Genomic DNA, 18,561 nt, shown 5'->3' with positions numbered 1-18,561 from the left:
ATGACGACCGTATGAATGGTCCTAATTGGGTGTCATTTGTGGGATTTAAAGTGAATGATGCCGATAAGCCCAGCGATAACTTCCCGACAACTGGGACAGATGGTTTACACTTTTTCTTAATATTGTCAGGCATAACGCCAGAACAGATTATTGCCGCAAATGGTGCTACTGTTAGTGCGGAGAGTGGGCATGGCGTCACCTTGTCCCTCTCTGCTGACAAGGTAAATTGGGATCCGACATGGGGGAGAGCAGATGAAGAACGCTGGAATGCAAGACCGATAGATGTTAGAAGCGGTCTAAAGATAAAGCTAAAAGGGCCAACGCTTGATTCAAAAGATAAGCGTTTTTCGCCTTCGGTATTTAAGCTTTACGCAGATAGTAGCCATACTAAATTACTTTATAGCTTTAAGATAGAGCGTTGGTATATAAATAATCCTCCTTCTATAGAAGGTAGAGATGATTATAAAGGGATGACATATGAGCAAGCCATACAGTTTTGTCAAGGGTTAGGTAGTCATTATCGTCTCCCCGATGTTAATGATTACACTAATCACAATGATCCGTGGCTCGGTTGGACTGGTGGTCTACCAGAATTGGATGATTTTTACGCATATCAACGACGCTTAAGTTTTAAGCTTGGCAACCGTTGGGTAGGGGGATTATTTAGTGAATGGGGGCGTATGATTAGTGGATATCCTTTTGAAGATGAGGAGACAGTTCTGCAAAATGGTGAATACGCTGTTAGTTGGGCATCTCCTAGCAGTTTTCCTGAATATTTGACGGCTTCTCTGACAAATATGCCTAATAAACATTTTACCGTTAGCTTAATCGAGGGTGGTATACGGTATTATGATGATTCATGGGACTATGCACCAGTAGCATGTGTCAGCCCTTAAAGGTGATGATGTGTTAGATTAGCGATTATATTAATTCCACCGCTAGTTTAAATTAGTAATGATTAGCCACTTATCAAAAGATAGGTGGCATTGAGTGAATGTCAATTAAAATAGCAATCTTGCGCGAATGGTACCAGACACTTTTTTTAATCTATCAAGCAATTCTTCGGCTTTATTTGCATTTACTCTATCGATATCAATAACAACATAACCAATTTTTGCGTCGGTTTGTAAATATTGTGCTGAAATATTAAGCCCTTGTTCTGCAAATAAAGTATTGATAGCGGTTAATACACCAGGCTGATTATGGTGAATATTAATAAAGCGACTTGAACCTTTGGCTGGAATAGGTAACGAGGCTTCAGGGAAGTTAACCGCCGAAAGAGTTGCGCCAGTATCTGAATATTTTGCAAGTTTTGTGGCAACTTCAATTCCTATGTTTTCTTGCGCCTCGCTAGTTGAGCCGCCAATATGCGGTGTAATAATCACGTTATCAAATTGACATAATGGTGATTCAAAAGGATCATTGTTACTGGCTGGTTCTGTTGGAAAGACATCAATAGCCGCGCCACTGAGTTTGTTGGCTTTGAGGGCTTGAGTTAATGCATCAAGATCAATCACTTTACCGCGCGAAGCATTAATTAAAATTGCGTCTTGCTTCATTGCATCAATTTCGTTGTTACTTATCATTTTGATCGTGGTTGCATTTTCGGGGACATGCATTGAAACAATATCGCTTGTCGCCAGTAATTCTTTCATTGATGAAACTTGCTTAGCATTACCTAACGGTAATTTGGTTTCAATATCGTAAAAATAAACATTCATGCCTAGTGATTCAGCTAAAATGCTTAATTGACTACCAATATGTCCATAACCAATAATACCTAAATTTTTACCTCGTGCTTCGTGCGAACCCGTGGCAATTTTGTTCCATTTGCCTTGGTGCGCTTTAGCATTCGCTTCGGGCACGCGGCGCAATAATAAAATCGCTTCAGCTAGCACCAGTTCTGCAACAGATCGTGTATTAGAAAATGGTGCATTAAACACTGGGATACCTTTCACTGTGGCAGCATCCAAATCAACTTGATTAGTACCAATACAAAAGCAGCCAATTCCTGCAAGTTTTGGAGCTGCATCAATAATATCTTTGGTTAAATGTGTTCTGGAACGAATACCAATAAAGCGAACATCTTGCAGGGCTTGTTTCAGTTCTGCTGGTGATAATGCACTTTTATGATATTCAATATTGGTAAAACCAGCTGATTTTAATATTTCAATGGCACTAGGATGAACGCCTTCAAGTAATAAAAACTTGTTTTCATCTTTGGTTAAAGCCTGAATAGCCATTATTTCCTCTCTTTCTTTCCGTATACAAATTGGTATTTACTGTGGTATACCGTTATAAATTTGCTCTAATATATGATTTTACCTAAGCTCTTTCACACCCGTGCTACATCCGACAAGCGCAATATCAGCCCCTTTATTGGCAAATAATCCCACCGTTACCACACCCGCAATATTATTGATTCGATTTTCTAATTCTATGGGATTGGCGATGATAAGATCATGGACATCTAAAATCACATTACCATTATCCGTGACTACGCCTTGACGATAGATGGGTTTACCACCTAATTTAAATAGTTCGCGAGCAACATAAGAACGCGCCATCGGGATCACTTCAATAGGTAATGGAAACTTACCTAACACATCAACAACTTTTGATTCATCAACAATACAAATAAATTGTTTGGCAATGGCTGAAACAATTTTTTCACGTGTTAAGGCCGCACCACCGCCTTTAATCATTTGTAAATGATGATTGATTTCATCGGCACCATCGACATAAACATCTAAACTATCGACCTCATTACAATCAAGAACTGGAATCCCATAGCTTTTTAATTTTTGTGTGGATGCTTCTGAGCTTGAAACTGTGCCTTTGATCTGATCTTTTATTGTGGCTAATGCATCAATAAAATACGCTGCCGTTGAACCTGTTCCTACGCCGACATAAGCATCAGGTTTGATAAATTTTAATGCTGACCAGCCTACAGCCTTTTTTAATTCGTCTTGTGTCATGGTATCACCCTATTTTGAGGATAATTTTTCTTAAAAAAATAAAATTTTGAAAGCAAAATGATTGAAGATATGGCATAGTACCCAATTGGAAAGTAAAAATCATTAGGATTTTAAGAAAATATATCAACTTTTGATATGTTGAAAACTTATTGCGATATTAAAGTAGTTTGAATATTCAAACAATGATCAAATCATTAGTGTAGAGATTATGAAGCGTCCAGATTATAGAGCATTACAAGCATTAGATGCAGTGATAAAAGAACGAGGATTTGAACGGGCAGCAGATAAACTGTGTATTACACAACCTGCGGTATCGCAACGCATTAAGCAGTTAGAAAGTTTTTTTGGTCAGCAATTGTTGGTTAGAACTATTCCCCCCAAAGCCACTAAGCAAGGTGAGCATCTTTTAGGATTATTGCACCAAGTTGAGTTATTAGAACAACAATGGTTGGGTGATAATGAACAAAACTCAACGCCATTGTCATTATCTGTTGCAATCAACGCCGATTCTTTAGCGACTTGGCTATTACCTGCGTTAAAACCCGTTTTAGATAAAAATATCTTACGTTTTGATATACAGGTAAAAGACGAAGAACATACCTTAGAACTGCTCCGTTTAGGTACAGTGGTTGCGGCAATTAGTATTCAAGCTAATCCTTTACCTGGTTGTTTATCTGATGTGTTAGGCGCGTTAGATTATATTTTTGTGGCTTCGCCTGATTTTGCTAAAAAGTACTTCCCACATGGTGTGAATCGCTCATCTTTACTAAAAGCGCCTGCTGTTGCGTTTGACCATTTAGATGATATGCATCAGGCTTTTTTGCAAGAAAATTTTAATCTTACCCCAGGTAGTGTGATTTGCCATATTACCAGTTCATCCGAGGCTTTTGTGCAATTAGCTAAACAAGGTTCAGCTTGTTGTATGCTGCCAAAGTTACAGGTTGAACAAGAGTTAAAAAATGGTGAGTTGGTTAATTTAACAGAAGGGTTATATCAAAGGCGTATGCTATATTGGCATCGTTTTGCGCCAGAAAGTAGCGTAATGCAAACTATTTCTGAAACTTTAATTGATTATGCCCAAAATACATTATCACAACCTTAAGCTTTGGAGCACAAATAATAGATAATTAGATGGTTTTATACTAAAACGCATACTTTCCTGAAACTTTTTGACAAACTAACATCTTTACTTAAAGAGCTGAGGATATGAGCCAATTAAAAAATGACCGTTATTTACGTGCTTTGCAATGTTTACCTGTAGATTACACGCCGATTTGGATGATGCGCCAGGCGGGGCGCTATTTGCCAGAGTATCGTCAGTTAAGAGCCCACGCGGGTGAATTTATGACGATGTGCCAAACGCCAGAATTAGCTTGTGAAGTCACTTTACAGCCATTACAGCGATTTGATCTTGATGCTGCTATTATCTTTTCTGATATTTTAACTATTCCTGATGCTATGGGACTTGGCTTATATTTTGAGTCGGGCGAAGGTCCAAAATTTTCAAAATCGATATCTTGTCTGTCCGATATTAAACAGTTACCCATCCCTGATCCTGAGCAATCACTTAAATATGTGATGGATGCGATTCGATTAACGAAAAAAGAACTCAATGGTAAAGTTCCATTAATAGGCTTTTCAGGGAGTCCATGGACATTAGCAACCTATATGGTTGAAGGGGGCAGTAGCAAAGCATTTACTAAAATCAAAAAAATGCTCTATAGTGAGCCCAAAGCACTGCATTTGCTACTTGAAAAGCTCGCCAATAGTATTGCGTTATATTTAAATGCGCAAATCCAAGCTGGAGCGCAATCTATTATGATTTTTGATACATGGGGTGGCGTATTGAGCCATCAAAGTTATCAAACATTCTCACTTGACTATATGCAATTAATCTTGTCGCAATTAAAGCAAGGTCAAAAAAGTAAAGTTATAACCTCGTATATCCCTGTCACTTTATTTACTAAAGGGGGGGGGTTATGGCTGGATAATATAATCAACACTGGCTGTGATGCTGTGGGGGTGGATTGGACGGTGAATTTAAGCCAGATCACCCAAAAAGGGCAAGTTGCGGTGCAAGGTAATTTAGATCCTTCTGTTTTGTATGCAGAAAAACAAACAATTGAATCCAATGTAGAAGCCGTTCTTAGTGAATTTGGGCATCACAATGGACATATTTTTAATTTAGGGCATGGTATTCACCAAGATATCCCCATAGAACATGTACAGCAACTAATTGAAGCAGTACATTGGCAGTCAAAAAGGTTTCATCATGATTAAAAATCCTGTTCAATTAAGAGTAGAAAAGTTACCACAATGGCAACAACGTTTGTTTATGGTTTGCCTGTGCGAACGAATGTATCCCAATTTTGTTTTTTATTGTCAACAACAGCAAAATGACGATGATGCAAAAAGTTACAAAAAAATACTAGATTTAGTTTGGGAATCATTATTAGTTGAAGATGTAAAAATCAATTTTGATTTACAGCTTGAAAAATTAGAAGCGATAATTCCGATTGTCACTGAAGATAGCCCTTATATGATTTATCCAGCTATCGATGCTTGTCAGGCGCTTGGTGAAGTTTTACACTCTTATTTGAGTGGTGAAATGGCCGAGCATACCGCTAAAGTAAGTAGCATATCGGCAACCACCGTTGCTGAATTTGAAATGACCAAAACCAATGTTAATCTTTCACAAGATGCGCAACAAACTTTACCTAGTGTGATTGATGAATTTGATTTACAGTGGGAAATATTAAGATTATTACGTGATGAAAATAATGAAATGATTGCGCTCATAAAAGGCTTAAAAGACGAAATTCGAGCCTCCAGAGTAAGTAATATTGGTGTTTTTTTAAGCGATTAAGCGGTTTAAAGTGTAATTTTTTTATTTTTTATTAAATTTTTCTTTAATATTAGACGAATATAGACTACATTTAACCACAATGTAATCTAAACACTATTTACAGTAGCGAAGCTGAATTTTAGCTTCGTTTATAATGTTAACTTTAACAATAAAATAATATGTAAGGATATACCCATGAATAAAACAGAACTTGTCGACGCTATTGCTAGCAAAGCTGATATCACTAAAGTTGCTGCTAAAACAGCATTGGAAGCGACACTAGCTGCTATTACTGAATCATTAAAAGCTGGTGAACCAGTTCAATTAGTTGGTTTTGGTACCTTTAAAGTTAATGATCGCAAAGCGCGTACTGGTCGTAACCCAAAAACAGGTAAAGAAATTAAAATTGCAGCAAGTAAAGTACCTGCATTTGTATCAGGTAAAAGTTTAAAAGAAGCAATTAAATAAGTTGCTTTTTATCTTTCTGTCAATTTGATTGATAGAAGAATAGGTCATAGGGTATAGCCTTATGGCCTTATTTTTCCGAGAAAGAAAAAACTCATAAAATAGCATATCTGTTGGTTTTTCTATCCTATTTATAAACAATATTGTTTCCCAATTAAAATTTATACTGTTAGTCATTTTAAACAGCTATTTCAATCAATTTAGCTTGTAATATATCGGCTAAATCTTGTGGTGTAATTTCAATTTCTAATCCTCTTTTGCCACCTGATATGAACATTGTTGTGTGTTTATTGGCACTTAAATCAATGAGTGTGGGCAGTTGCTGCTTTTGACCTAGTGGACTAATTCCTCCCACTAAATAACCTGTTACCTTTTGAGCTAAATTAGCATCAGCTAAATCTATTTTTTTACAGTTTAGTGCTTTGGCCACTTTTTTTAGATCTAAATGACACTCAACTGGCAATACGCAAACCGCTAACATTTTATTGTTACCGTTCAAACTCACAATCAGCGTTTTGAATACTTGCGCTGCAGTGACATTTAAACTGGGATCAAGTTTAGCAACCGCTTCTTGCCCGTAGTTGGTTTGATTTGGATCATGCTTATACTGGTGAATGTTAAATTTAGTTTTTAACTTTTTAAGTAAATAAATAGCGGGTGTCATAATTGTTATCCAAATGGTTTTTCATTATAACAAATATAATACACAGCAAATTGATATAGCAAGTGAGTTTCCTCACCAATCTAAATTGGTAAGGATGAGAATGATTAAACGATCAAACTATTAGTTTCTTGCTGATCATCTTTTGTTGGAAAGTTTGAGTTAGCATCATTAGTTACTAACCAATAAAGACGATAGAAAAAGCTCGTCAGGAAGATATCAAAAAAGACAGAACAGAACGAAAAGATAATATTAACTACTATAATATTGTTTTCATCGATTATCATAGACAATATAGTAATAATCATTAAATATGCGATATTAATTAATAGCATAAGAAAAGAAGGATGCCATTGCATTTTTGTCAGTTGACAACTTAACGAAAATAAATCAGAGAAACTTTTTTGTTTAGATTCAGCCAATAATCCAAAAAAGAAGCTAGTGAAAATAAAGAAAAGTACAGAGGAAATAATTAGCGTTATAAAAATTAATGAAATAATCAAAGATTTGGGAAGTAGTAAATTTAAAATAATAAGGATTAAAAATAAAAATAATACTATAACAACTAAGTGAAAAATCATAACAAGGTAAAAAGCAATAATTTTTAATAGATTTTCTAATACTCTAGACAGTAATAATTTGGGGTTAAGTTTATCACTTACATAAAGGTTATAAACTGTTGCAATACTAATTGATTTCATAACAATAGAGATTGCAACTGCTATAATAATAACTGATACATAGCTAGTGGTATTTCCTGATAAATATAATTGTGTATACGTTTCTGGTTTGTAAAGGTAGTAACTTATAACTGAGCTCATTAGTGCTACTAATAGACTTACAAGCGCAATTGGTATAATACGATTACGAAAAAAATTGCATGTTTGTGTAAAAACTAAAGAAAAAGAGATTTTTTTTTGCATTTCCATATAAGTTCCTTACAAGTGGTAACCGATTTAGTTACCACTATTATTTTTGAATGATTGAATTCGCAAATTAAGCTTGCAATAATGAAATATCAGCGACTTTTAAGAATAAGTTTTGTAGCTTTTTCAAAAGTGCTAATCGATTAAGTTTAATCTGTTCATTGTCAACCATAACCATGACAGAATCAAAAAACGCATTCACCGTTTCTTTTAGTGACGATAATTCAACTAACGCATCTTGATAACGACCTTCATTAAAATAAGGTGAAAGTTTATCGGTTAAAATTGCCAATTTTTTAGCTAATTCGCCTTCAGCGCCTGCTTCTAGCAAGGCTGCATTGATCTGCTCTGGAATAGCAATTTCGGCTTTAGATAAGATATTTGATACTCGTTTATTAGCTTCAGCTAATGATGAGGATTCTGGCAAGGTTCTAAAGTGAGTGACTGCTTTAATGCGCGCATCAAAATCAGCCGGTTTTGTTGGATTAAGCGCTAAAACTGCTTGAATAGTATCAATGGCAAAGCCTTGTTCTTGATACCATGCGCGGAAACGACCTTGCATAAAATTAACAATATCTTCAACCACATTTTTATTATTCAGTTTTTCGCCATATAACGATGTGGCATAATTGGCTAATTCAACAAGATCTAAAGATAATGCCTTTTCTACAATAATTCGTAAAACACCAATCGCAGCGCGTCGCAATGCAAAAGGATCTTTATCACCTTTAGGGTGCTGGCCAATGCCAAAAATACCCGCTAAAGTATCCATTTTTTCAGCGATAGAAACTGCACAAGACACTGCCGTACTCGGTAATTCATCACCTGCAAAACGCGGTTTATATTGTTCTTCAATAGCGGTGGCAACTTCTATGCTTTCGCCATCTTTAAGTGCCAAATAGCGCCCCATAATACCTTGCGTTTCAGGGAATTCAAAAACGGTGTTGGTCACTAAATCGCATTTTGTTAATTTACCTGCTCGTTTAGCTTGCTCAATATTAGCGCCAATTTTGTCGGCAATAAAGCCTGATAACGATGCTATGCGAATTGCTTTATCTTTAACAGTTCCAAGTTGTTGTTGAAATAACACCGTTTCAAGACGAGGCAAACGATCTTCTAAACGTTGTTTTAAATCGGTTTGATAAAAGAATTCTGCATCAGCAAGGCGTGGGCGAACCACTTTTTCATTACCCGAAATCACAACTTGTGGATCTTTCGATTCAATATTAGCCACAAAAATAAAGTTTGGTAATAATTTGCCTTGTTTATCATAAACAGGAAAGTATTTTTGATCCCCTTTCATGGTATAAACCAGTGATTCAGCCGGCACTTGTAAAAATCGCTCTTCAAATTTAGCGGTTAGCACAACAGGCCATTCAACAAGAGAACAGACTTCTTCAAGTAGCGTGTCAGTTAAATCAGCCTTACCATGAAGTTTAGCCGCTTCGCTTTCAGCTTGTTGCTTAATCATAGCTTTTCGCTTGTCATAATCAGCAATGACTTTACCACGCTGTTCCAAAATTTCGGGGTACTGATCGGCATTATCGATAGTGAACTCTTGTTCACCCATAAAACGGTGACCACGAATAACGCGGTTTGACTCAATATCTAAAATGGTACCAGGCACAAGCTCATCACCATACAACATGGTGACAGTATGGCATGGACGAATAAATTCGACTTGACTAGCTGCCCAACGCATTGGTTTAGGGATAGGTAATTTGCTTAATGCAGTTTTAACCATATCACATAAAAGATTAACTACGGGTTGACCTTTTTGATTGTGAGTATACGACAACCATTCGCCTTTATCGGTTTTTATACGCTGGGCTTGATCAACTGTAATACCACAACCTCGCGCCCAACCTTGAGCGGCTTTAGTTGCATTACCATTGGCATCAAATGCCGCACTGACCGCAGGACCGCGTTTAACAATTTGGCTATCGGGTTGTGTGTTATTTAAATTTAAGACTTTTAACGCTAAACGGCGGGGAGATGCATACCAAAGTACTTTGCCATGTTCTAAATTGGCATTATCAAGCTGCTGTATAAAATTAGCCGCAAAGCTTTCTGCTAAAGTGCGGAGTGATTTTGGTGGTAACTCTTCGGTACCAATTTCCACTAAAAATGTTTTTTGCATAATCTTTTAATTCCTACTTTGATGCACTTTCGTTAGACTGTGAATTTTGGCACATAGGAAATCCAAGTGCTTCACGTGATGCGTAATAGGCTTCCGCCACCATTTTGGTTAATGTTCTGATGCGTAAAATATAACGTTGTCGCTCAGTCACTGAAATCGCTTTACGTGCATCAAGTAAATTAAAACAGTGGGCGGCTTTTAAAATACGCTCATAAGCTGGTAGTGGAAGTGGTTTTTCTAACTCAAGCAAAAATTTTGCTTCTTTTTCGTGTTGCTCAAAACAATAAAATAAAAATTCAACATTCGCATATTCAAAATTATAAGTGGATTGCTCAACTTCGTTTTGGTGGAATACATCGCCATAAGTGGTTTTACCAAATACACCGTCGCTCCAAACTAAATCATAAACGCTATCCACACCTTGAATATACATCGCTAAGCGTTCAAGCCCATAAGTGATTTCACCGGTAACAGGCTTACATTCAAGTCCACCAACTTGTTGAAAGTAAGTAAATTGGGTTACTTCCATCCCATTTAACCAAACTTCCCAACCTAGCCCCCATGCCCCGAGTGTTGGGTTTTCCCAATTGTCTTCAACAAAACGAATATCATTAACAGTGGGATCAAGTCCTAACTGTTTTAACGAGCCTAAATACAGCTCTTGGATATTATCAGGAGAAGGTTTTAAGATAACTTGAAATTGGTAATAGTGTTGTAACCTATTTGGGTTTTCGCCATAGCGGCCATCTGTTGGGCGTCGCGATGGTTGAACATAAGCGGCATTAATTGGTTCTGGCCCCAGTGCGCGTAAGCAGGTCATAGGGTGAGAAGTGCCGGCACCAACTTCCATATCTAAAGGCTGAATCACGGTGCACCCCTGATTGGCCCAGTAATCTTGTAATGTAAGAATTAACCCCTGAAAGGTTTTGACATTAAACTTTTGCATGATGTTATCTTTATGGTTGAATTGATATTTCGATAATTTAAATAGTGCTATATATTATACTTTTTATCAATACTTGTGAAATGCCTAATCGTATTCTATTTGCCTAGCTTAGTTTATTGTAAGAATACGACGGACCGTTTATACATTATCATGAAAATAATCCACTAAAAATTCATAAAATCTTTTATCTAAAAGCAAATTATGCGGTTTAACGATATTGTAGTTATTAATAAATCGCTCAAGGTATAGTAATTACTCGCATTTTTTACAGTCATTTTCAAGTTATAGTCAATAATGTGGGTATTTCTCTCATCATGTTCTCTGATAAAAAATAAAAAACTTTCTTCTGTTCATTTTTCAAAAAATCCAATCTACATCACACTTTTTCATATTGGTGATTTACTTTGAGAAAATGTGAATATAAAGTTGTTTTAACATTTGTGATTTAAATAGAGAATTTGTGAGGGTGCTAAATGAATATTATTTTGGCTGGACACGGAAAAATTGCCTATGAAATGAAAAATAGTATTGAGATGATTGCGGGGCAATACTCTCATTTGTATGCGATAACTTTTGAACCAGGGGATAGCATTGATAACCTAAAAGATAAATATCTAAAAATTATTAGCCAATCAGAATCCAAACAGTTCATTATTATCACTGATATATTTTCTGGCAGTCCTTATAACGCAGCCTCTATTCTAGCCATACAGTTAGGTAATATCGAAGTAATTAGCGGTTTATCTCTGCCACTTTGCTTAGAGTTATTAAATCTTGATTTGTCTTTAATGAATATTGAAAACGTCTATGCACAACTCGACGAAGTTAAATTAGATTTTATTAAATCTTTCAAATCACTATCTAAAAATATATCTACAGAGGAGGAGTTATAAATGATCATAAATTTAGTTCGTATTGATGACCGATTGATTCATGGTCAAGTTACCACTGTTTGGACAAAAGAAGCCAAAGCAGAAAGAATTATCATTGTGAGTGATGAAGTTGCTAATGATCAAATTCGTTCAGCACTAGTTAAACAGGCTGCTCCCCCAGGAATTAAAGTGTCTGTGGTTAGTATCGATAAAGCTGCTGCAGTCTATAAAAATCCTAAATATGAAAATGATACTGTTTTTTATCTTTTCACCAATCCAACCGATGTCTTGCGATTAGTCAATGCGGGCGTTCCTATTAAAGAGGTTAATATTGGAGGAATGTCGTTTAAAGAGGGAAAAAAACAGATTACCAAAGCGGTTTCTGTCGACGGAAATGACATATCTGCATTCAAAAAAATGCATGAGATGGGTATCAATCTATGTTTAAAAGTCGTTATTACCGATCCAAATGTTGATTTTATTAAACTTCTTTAACAAGGTTATTCAAATTAACTAACATAATAAATGGTAGGAGGGAAACATGGACATTTCAGTACTGCAAATCATGTTCATATTTATTTTCTCGTGTATCGCAGGAATGGGAAGTGTACTTGATGAGTTTCAAACACATCGTCCATTGATTGCATGTACCGTAATTGGCCTAATATTAGGTGATATAAAAACAGGTATCATTTTAGGTGGTACGCTTGAACTAATCGCATTGGGTTGGATGAATATTGGGGCAGCACAATCTCCCGATTCTGCATTGGCGAGTGTGATATCAACAATCTTGGTTGTTATAGGACAGCAAGATATCCAAACAGGAATAGCCATCGCTCTTCCTGTTGCCGCGGCAGGGCAAATATTAACCGTTTTTGCAAGAACTATCACGGTAATTTTTCAGCATGAAGCAGATAAAGCGGCAGAAAAAGTTCAATTCCGAAAGATTGAATTACTCCATTTTAGTGCTCTTTTTGTACAAGCATTAAGAGTTTCTATTCCTGCCACGCTCGTTGCCATTTATGTTGATGCAAATACTGTGCAATCCCTATTAAACATGTTACCTGATATTGTCACTGGTGGGCTTGCTGTTGCTGGTGGATTTATCGTTGTTGTCGGTTATGCAATGGTGTTAAACATGATGATTGTTAAATATTTAGCTCCTTTTTTCTATTTAGGTTTTGTTTTAGGTGGATATCTAAATTTTAGTTTACTTTCATTTGGTATTTTGGGGGTTATTTTTGCCATTATTTATGTTCAATTAAACCCAAAGTTCAATGTAATAAAAGTTAATAACGAAATTGCAAATCCAATGGCAAATACCAACCAAATAATCACTGATGATGAATTAGAAGAATAATTTATAGGAATTTTATTATGAAAGAAATGTTAAAAACTATTCAAAAAAAAGATGTGATTAGTACTTTTATTCGTTCTAATTTCCAGCAAGCTTCTTTTAATTATGAACGTATTCATGCGCTTGCTTTTTGTGTAGATATGATTCCAACAATCAAACGAGTTTATCAAACACAAGAGGAACAACGTCAAGCGTTAAAAAGACATTTAGCCTTTTTCAACACCACTCCTGCAATGTGTGGCCCTGTGCTTGGTGTCACTATAGCAATGGAAGAAGCAAAAGCAAATGGCGCACCAATTAATGATGGAACAATCAATAGCCTTAAAATTGGATTAATGGGACCTTTAGCAGGAGTCGGTGATCCCCTTGTATGGGGTACATTGCGACCTATTACTGCAGCACTTGGTGCATCTTTAGCACTCAACGGAAATATTGCAGGTCCATTATTATTTTTTATTTTGTTTAATTTCGTCAGACTTGCCATGAAATGGTATGGTTTAACCTATGGATTATCGAAAGGAATCGGTATTGTTAAAGATCTTTCGGGTAATATCTTGCCTAAACTGACAGAAGGCGCTTCTATTCTTGGTTTATTTATTATGGGGGTATTGGTGACTAAATGGACTTCAATAAATGTCCCTTTAGTGGTATCTAAAACTGCTGATGCAAATGGTAATGAAATTGTTATGACAGTACAAGGTATACTCAATGATCTTGTACCAGGTTTACTACCGTTGGGTCTAACACTCTTAATGATGAAATTGCTCCGAAAAAAGGTCAGCCCAATTATCTTAATTTTTGCATTATTTGCCGTGGGTATTATTGGTTATGGGTTAGGTATTCTAGCTTAAAATACAAATAAACAGTCTTAAACATCTATGTAATATTTTTGAACCAAAGGAAATAAAGCAAATTGTTATAAATACATTTTTCCTTACAACTGCAGTATAACAAGGTATTTATGCATTATTGAGTATAAATTTGTATCAAATTTAATTTATTAAAGAGGAATATATGAAAACTCGAGCTGTTCGATTATATGGGAAAAATGATCTTCGCTTAGAATCTTTTGAACTTCCACCTATCACAGATGATGAAGTGTTAGTATCAGTCATTGTTGACAGTATGTGCATGTCTTCATTAAAGCTAGTAAATCAAGGCGAAAACCATAAAAAAACACCACCAGACCTAAAAAATAATCCAATTGTTATTGGACATGAATGCTGTGGTGATATTTTGCAAGTAGGTAAAAATTGGCAACATAAATTTAAAAAAGGGCAAAAATATGTCATACAAGCCAACTTACAGCTCACTAATAGCCCTTATTGTGTAGGTTATTCTTATCCTAATACGGGTGGGTGTGCAACCTATATGATAGTCAATCACGACGTATTACAACAAGATTGTTTGATACCTTATGATGGAAAAACTTATTTTGAAGGTGCGTTAATTGAACCCTTATCCTGTGTTATTGGTGCTTTTAATGCTAGCTATCATTTGAAACCAAATAGTTACGATCATATTATGGGAATAAAGCCTAATGGTGAATTGCTTATATTAGGGGGAACTGGCCCTATGGGGATGCTTGCAATAGACTATGCTTTGGGGGGGGCGATAAAACCCAAAAAAGTGGTTGTCACTGGGCGAAACAAAGAAAAAATAGCGCATCTGAAAACACTATATCAATCACGCAATGGGGTCGAACTTGAATTCGTCGATATATCTGAGAGCGCAGATCAATTGTCTCTATTGAAAAGTAAATCTTCCAAAAATTGTTTTGATGATATCTTTATCTTTTTACCATCAAAAGAGTTAATTCATTTAGCATCGCAATTATTAGCATTTGACGGTTGTCTGAATTTTTTTGCTGGTCCTCAAGATAAAAATTTCGAAGCAGAAATTAATTTTTATGATGTACATTATAATTTTACTCATATTGTTGGAACATCAGGAGGAAATACTGATGATATGCGCTTAGCTGTTAAGTTAATTGAGTCAGGCAAGGTTGAAGTTGCTAAAATTGTTTCGCATATAATGGGAATTGATCAAGCCAGTGACATAACTCAACGACAAGATAAAATTAGAGGTGGAAAAAAATTAGTCTATACTCACAAGCAGTTTGCGCTTAAAAGTTTAGAATCGTTAACAGATAGTAGTGATGATGTAGCATTAAAGAAAATATTAAATAAAAGCCATAATATTTGGTCAAAAGAAGCTGAAGATTTTGTATTAAACAATTTTCCTGATATTGAGTCTTAATTTTTTTGATATACTTTAATAGCATCAAGATGCCATAATATGAATTACCATACATGACATCTTGATATTTTTTTAATAAATAGTGATTTAAAAACATGACTAATAAGATAATACGAACATGATCAATAATAACTTTGGTAACTACGATTTTGAGCAACACAAATTATTAATAAAAATAGCTCAACTCTATTATGAAGAAAATAAAACTCAATCCGAAATAGCCAAAATCGTTAATATACACAGATCAAGTATTAGTCGAATGCTAAAAGTAATACGAGAATTAGGTATTGTTTCTATTTCAATAAATTACGATCTATTGCCCAATATTGCATTAGAAGAAAAAATTCTTAATAAATATAATTTGAAACAAGTTATTATTGTACCTGTCAATCAATATGTTGATAATGACAGCAAAAACCAAATTGTTTGTAATGTTGCTGCAAATGTATTAGTCAAAAATATCCATGATAATGATGTCATTGGCATTTCATGGGGACGCACAATTAATTATATTGTTAGCAGTTTAAAAAATGACAACACTCAATTCAATAATACGACCATTGTACCAATGATTGGAGGACCATCAGGAAAAATTGAAACAAAATATCACGTCAATAATATTGCTTATAAACTTTCGAATAAATTAAATAGTCAAGCCATACTGATTGATTACCCAGCCATTGTTGATACCGAACTATTAAGAATAGAAATTGAAAAAACTCAACATATGAAAGAGTTGAAAGATTGGTGGAGCAAGATAACCGTCGCTCTATTTAGTATTGGTTGTCCTGCTATTTCAAAAAGTTCTATTTGGTATGGATTTTATGGTGAGTTGTTCCAAACGATAGCCAATAAGGACATTGTAGGCGATATTTTATCCCGCTTTTTCGATCAAAATGGAACTGAATTAACGACACCATTTTGTAATCAAATTATCGGAGTGACATTAGATAATCTGAAAAAAATTCCTTTAAAAATATGTGCAAGTGGCGATTGCGAAAAAATTAATAGTCTAAAAGCGGCACTAAATGCCAATTACATTGATATATTAGTAATTAGTGATGAAATGGCTACCCAATTAATTAACTAAGTTTTCAATTAAAACGATTAGCAAATCGCCTTGGGTACTACACAATAATACTGCCTATAAGACTTAATGCTAAAAAAACTATAATATATCAAATATTAGAATTTTGGAATTTCTTTGATAATTATAAAGTTGTTTCTTTTTAATAGGCAAGTCATCTACTTCTGCTGGATTAAAGCCTTTTTCTCTAAACCAGTGAATGCTTCGTGTCGTTAAAACAAATATTTTTTTAAGGCCTAACTGAATTGCTTTTTCCGTTAACTTTTCGATAAGAACGTTTCCTCGAGATGAGTTGCGATATTGCGGATGAATAGCCACACAGGCCATTTCACCCATTTTTTCTTCAGGATAAGGGTAAAGTGCAGCACAACCAATTGTCATGTTATCTCGTTCAATAATGGTAAATTTATCAATTTCCATTTCTAATTGTTCACGTGAGCGTTTGACCAAAATACCTTGCTCCTCAAGCGGACGAATGAGCTCTAAAATTCCACCAATATCGTTAATCGTTGCCGAACGAACCTGTTCAGAATGTTCCATTGAAACTTGTGTTCCAATGCCATCGCGCGAGAATAGTTCTTGTAAAATCGAACCATCAATCAAATAACTTACTAAATGGCTTCGCCTGACGCCACTACGGCACGCTTTTGATGCTGCGCGTAAAAAGCGTGCTTCACTGGATAAATGTTTGCCTTGCATTTCTTTTTGGTTGACATAATTATCTGCATCAACCGGATAAAGATCAATAATGACATGACCATGTTCATCTAAAACTCCTTGCTCTGCACAAAAACTAATTAATTTATCAGCTTTTAAGCGAATAGCTACTTCGGCTGCAACATCTTCAGACGCTAAATTAAAACTTTCACCAGTCACTGAAACACCAACTGGGCCCAACAATACAATAGAGCCTCGCTCCAACTGCTGTTCAATGGCCTCTTTATTTATACGGCGGATTTTTCCTGTATGGCAATAATCAACGCCATCATCTACCCCCAAAGGTTGCGCAATGACAAAATTACCACTGACAACACTAATATGTGCGCCTTGTAATGGTGTATTGTTTAAGCTCATTGATAAACTCGCTGTGATATTGAGCTGTAAAAGTCCGGTGATCTGTTTAACAATATCGAGTGTGCAAGCATCGGTAATTCGAGTATTTTTGTAATATTTAGGTTGGATGTTATGATTTTTAAGCGATTCATCAATTTGATTACGTGCACCGTTGACAATAACAAGTTTAATGCCAAGACTATAAAGTAAGCCGATATCATTGATAATATTTGAATAATGATTACTTTTTAATACAGCACCAGTCAATAAAATAACAAAGGTTTTTCCATGATGTGCGTTGATATAAGGTGCAGAATGTCTCAATCCTTCAACTAACTCTGTTGTACGCTCTTTCATTTGACATCACCCTTAAAATGAATAGTTATTCATATTTTATGTATTTTTATTTATTTTTGGGTTGATCGCAAGGTATTTTTGTAAAATATTTAAGATAAAATTTTCTAAATGCCGGATAGTTAATATGAATATTTAAGATGAATTATTAAGTCAGTTTATTTTACAATCAGATCGTTTTTAATAACTAGAACTAATGAAGAAAACAAAAATGAAAAAGGCATTAATTGCGTTAACAACTTTTGCATGTTTCTCAAGTTTTGTTTATGCTGAAACAAAATAGAAAACTTTATATAAAAATTTGATTTTAATGAAAATATTAAAGAATACTTTAATAAAATCAATACTCCACCTGAACGTTTTTTATGAAAAAACACACTGATTTTTCACAGCATTGGAATGTTGCTATTTATTGCTTTTGAATGTGCTTATAACAAAAATCAAACTAAAAAGTAGTCAATGCCGCAAAATGAAATTACAACATACTTGGTATGTGGTTTTCATTTTGCATCTTTACCTATTTATCGGTATAGTGGCAACCATATTATTGCTTGGTTACAAATTATAAATACAACGCCATGTCTATTTGTCAAAAAATTGTTGTTATTGCTTTTATTG

General features: G+C 35.1%; 18 protein-coding genes. 11 read left to right on the top strand and 7 right to left on the bottom strand.

Features of this window, described 5'->3' with window-relative positions; all coding sequences use genetic code 11:
• Positions 1 to 896, top strand: an 896-nt coding sequence (locus ACYIAM_RS00855) for a PH domain-containing protein (protein ID WP_483746916.1), incomplete at its 5' end; no start/stop codon positions are given.
• A 105-nt stretch (positions 897 to 1,001) separates the two neighbouring features.
• On the opposite strand, the gene serA is transcribed toward ACYIAM_RS00855, so the two are convergent.
• Together serA and rpiA are read right to left on the bottom strand one after the other, a co-directional pair.
• Positions 1,002 to 2,243, bottom strand: a complete 1,242-nt coding sequence (serA, locus tag ACYIAM_RS00850) for a phosphoglycerate dehydrogenase (protein WP_174797063.1) — start codon at positions 2,241 to 2,243, stop codon at positions 1,002 to 1,004.
• 78 nt (positions 2,244 to 2,321) lie between these two features.
• On the bottom strand, positions 2,322 to 2,978 hold the full coding sequence (rpiA, locus tag ACYIAM_RS00845) for a ribose-5-phosphate isomerase RpiA (RefSeq protein WP_483746915.1): 657 nt from the start codon (positions 2,976 to 2,978) through the stop codon (positions 2,322 to 2,324).
• Between the two features lie 208 nt (positions 2,979 to 3,186).
• On the opposite strand from rpiA, the gene ACYIAM_RS00840 reads away from it, so the two are divergent.
• The 4 genes from ACYIAM_RS00840 (at position 3,187) to ACYIAM_RS00825 (ending at position 6,291) form a co-directional block, all read left to right on the top strand.
• Positions 3,187 to 4,080, top strand: a complete 894-nt coding sequence (locus ACYIAM_RS00840) for a LysR family transcriptional regulator ArgP (RefSeq protein ID WP_174797065.1) — start codon at positions 3,187 to 3,189, stop codon at positions 4,078 to 4,080.
• Between the two features lie 104 nt (positions 4,081 to 4,184).
• Positions 4,185 to 5,258: a uroporphyrinogen decarboxylase gene (gene hemE, locus ACYIAM_RS00835; protein WP_483746914.1), complete on the top strand. Its 1,074-nt coding sequence runs from the start codon at positions 4,185 to 4,187 to the stop codon at positions 5,256 to 5,258.
• Positions 5,251 to 5,844 (top strand): YjaG family protein, encoded by a 594-nt coding sequence (locus ACYIAM_RS00830; RefSeq protein ID WP_483746913.1) that lies wholly within the window; start codon positions 5,251 to 5,253, stop codon positions 5,842 to 5,844. The genes hemE and ACYIAM_RS00830 overlap by 8 nt, the downstream gene beginning before the upstream one ends.
• A gap of 174 nt (positions 5,845 to 6,018) precedes the next feature.
• Entirely contained in the window at positions 6,019 to 6,291 is a 273-nt protein-coding gene (locus tag ACYIAM_RS00825) for an HU family DNA-binding protein (protein WP_110434661.1), read from the top strand.
• 175 nt (positions 6,292 to 6,466) lie between these two features.
• Here the strand turns inward: ACYIAM_RS00825 and ybaK are convergent, their stop codons facing one another.
• The 4 genes from ybaK to glyQ form a co-directional block, all read right to left on the bottom strand.
• A complete protein-coding gene (gene ybaK / locus ACYIAM_RS00820) occupies positions 6,467 to 6,952 on the bottom strand; it encodes a Cys-tRNA(Pro) deacylase (protein WP_483746912.1) in 486 nt (161 codons plus the stop codon).
• A gap of 104 nt (positions 6,953 to 7,056) precedes the next feature.
• A complete protein-coding gene (locus ACYIAM_RS00815; RefSeq protein ID WP_483746911.1) occupies positions 7,057 to 7,878 on the bottom strand; it encodes a hypothetical protein in 822 nt (273 codons plus the stop codon).
• Between the two features lie 67 nt (positions 7,879 to 7,945).
• Positions 7,946 to 10,018 carry a glycine--tRNA ligase subunit beta gene (glyS, locus tag ACYIAM_RS00810; RefSeq protein ID WP_483746956.1) on the bottom strand — a complete coding sequence of 691 codons (2,073 nt, stop codon included), beginning with the start codon at positions 10,016 to 10,018 and terminating at the stop codon, positions 7,946 to 7,948.
• 10 nt (positions 10,019 to 10,028) lie between these two features.
• Positions 10,029 to 10,961, bottom strand: a complete 933-nt coding sequence (gene glyQ, locus ACYIAM_RS00805; protein WP_065638543.1) for a glycine--tRNA ligase subunit alpha — start codon at positions 10,959 to 10,961, stop codon at positions 10,029 to 10,031.
• Between the two features lie 473 nt (positions 10,962 to 11,434).
• Here glyQ and ACYIAM_RS00800 point away from each other — a divergent pair, with 473 nt between their 5' ends.
• From ACYIAM_RS00800 to ACYIAM_RS00775, 6 genes are all read left to right on the top strand, one after another.
• Positions 11,435 to 11,854 (top strand): PTS sugar transporter subunit IIA, encoded by a 420-nt coding sequence (locus ACYIAM_RS00800; RefSeq protein ID WP_483746910.1) that lies wholly within the window; start codon positions 11,435 to 11,437, stop codon positions 11,852 to 11,854.
• Entirely contained in the window at positions 11,855 to 12,328 is a 474-nt protein-coding gene (locus ACYIAM_RS00795; RefSeq protein ID WP_174797071.1) for a mannose/fructose/sorbose PTS transporter subunit IIB, read from the top strand.
• Positions 12,329 to 12,374: 46 nt separating this feature from the next.
• Positions 12,375 to 13,193 carry a PTS mannose/fructose/sorbose transporter subunit IIC gene (locus ACYIAM_RS00790; RefSeq protein ID WP_174797072.1) on the top strand — a complete coding sequence of 273 codons (819 nt, stop codon included), beginning with the start codon at positions 12,375 to 12,377 and terminating at the stop codon, positions 13,191 to 13,193.
• Between the two features lie 26 nt (positions 13,194 to 13,219).
• The gene (locus tag ACYIAM_RS00785) at positions 13,220 to 14,041 is read left to right on the top strand and encodes a mannose/fructose/sorbose PTS transporter subunit IID (protein WP_483746955.1); all 822 of its coding nucleotides are present in this window, start codon (positions 13,220 to 13,222) and stop codon (positions 14,039 to 14,041) included.
• Between the two features lie 163 nt (positions 14,042 to 14,204).
• Positions 14,205 to 15,449, top strand: coding sequence for an alcohol dehydrogenase catalytic domain-containing protein (locus tag ACYIAM_RS00780; RefSeq protein WP_483746909.1), 1,245 nt, complete (start codon positions 14,205 to 14,207; stop codon positions 15,447 to 15,449).
• Positions 15,450 to 15,567: 118 nt separating this feature from the next.
• Positions 15,568 to 16,539, top strand: coding sequence for a sugar-binding transcriptional regulator (locus ACYIAM_RS00775; RefSeq protein ID WP_483746908.1), 972 nt, complete (start codon positions 15,568 to 15,570; stop codon positions 16,537 to 16,539).
• 78 nt (positions 16,540 to 16,617) lie between these two features.
• Here the strand turns inward: ACYIAM_RS00775 and argA are convergent, their stop codons facing one another.
• Complete coding sequence (gene argA / locus ACYIAM_RS00770) at positions 16,618 to 17,946, bottom strand: amino-acid N-acetyltransferase (RefSeq protein WP_174797076.1); 1,329 nt, start codon at positions 17,944 to 17,946, stop codon at positions 16,618 to 16,620.
• Positions 17,947 to 18,561: the final 615 nt, after the last annotated feature.

The organism is Gilliamella sp. X-60, assembly GCF_057063585.1.
The sequence above is the reverse complement of the archived record's forward strand: the minus strand, read 5'-3'. Positions and strand labels throughout refer to the sequence as shown.

Coding starts and splice junctions, on each gene's coding strand:
- serA (WP_174797063.1), bottom strand. CDS start 2,243: ATGGCTATTCAGGCTTTAACCAAAGATGAAAACAAGTTTTTATTACTT.
- rpiA (WP_483746915.1), bottom strand. CDS start 2,978: ATGACACAAGACGAATTAAAAAAGGCTGTAGGCTGGTCAGCATTAAAA.
- ACYIAM_RS00840 (WP_174797065.1), top strand. CDS start 3,187: ATGAAGCGTCCAGATTATAGAGCATTACAAGCATTAGATGCAGTGATA.
- hemE (WP_483746914.1), top strand. CDS start 4,185: ATGAGCCAATTAAAAAATGACCGTTATTTACGTGCTTTGCAATGTTTA.
- ACYIAM_RS00830 (WP_483746913.1), top strand. CDS start 5,251: ATGATTAAAAATCCTGTTCAATTAAGAGTAGAAAAGTTACCACAATGG.
- ACYIAM_RS00825 (WP_110434661.1), top strand. CDS start 6,019: ATGAATAAAACAGAACTTGTCGACGCTATTGCTAGCAAAGCTGATATC.
- ybaK (WP_483746912.1), bottom strand. CDS start 6,952: ATGACACCCGCTATTTATTTACTTAAAAAGTTAAAAACTAAATTTAAC.
- ACYIAM_RS00815 (WP_483746911.1), bottom strand. CDS start 7,878: ATGGAAATGCAAAAAAAAATCTCTTTTTCTTTAGTTTTTACACAAACA.
- glyQ (WP_065638543.1), bottom strand. CDS start 10,961: ATGCAAAAGTTTAATGTCAAAACCTTTCAGGGGTTAATTCTTACATTA.
- ACYIAM_RS00800 (WP_483746910.1), top strand. CDS start 11,435: ATGAATATTATTTTGGCTGGACACGGAAAAATTGCCTATGAAATGAAA.
- ACYIAM_RS00795 (WP_174797071.1), top strand. CDS start 11,855: ATGATCATAAATTTAGTTCGTATTGATGACCGATTGATTCATGGTCAA.
- ACYIAM_RS00790 (WP_174797072.1), top strand. CDS start 12,375: ATGGACATTTCAGTACTGCAAATCATGTTCATATTTATTTTCTCGTGT.
- ACYIAM_RS00785 (WP_483746955.1), top strand. CDS start 13,220: ATGTTAAAAACTATTCAAAAAAAAGATGTGATTAGTACTTTTATTCGT.
- ACYIAM_RS00780 (WP_483746909.1), top strand. CDS start 14,205: ATGAAAACTCGAGCTGTTCGATTATATGGGAAAAATGATCTTCGCTTA.
- ACYIAM_RS00775 (WP_483746908.1), top strand. CDS start 15,568: ATGATCAATAATAACTTTGGTAACTACGATTTTGAGCAACACAAATTA.
- argA (WP_174797076.1), bottom strand. CDS start 17,946: ATGAAAGAGCGTACAACAGAGTTAGTTGAAGGATTGAGACATTCTGCA.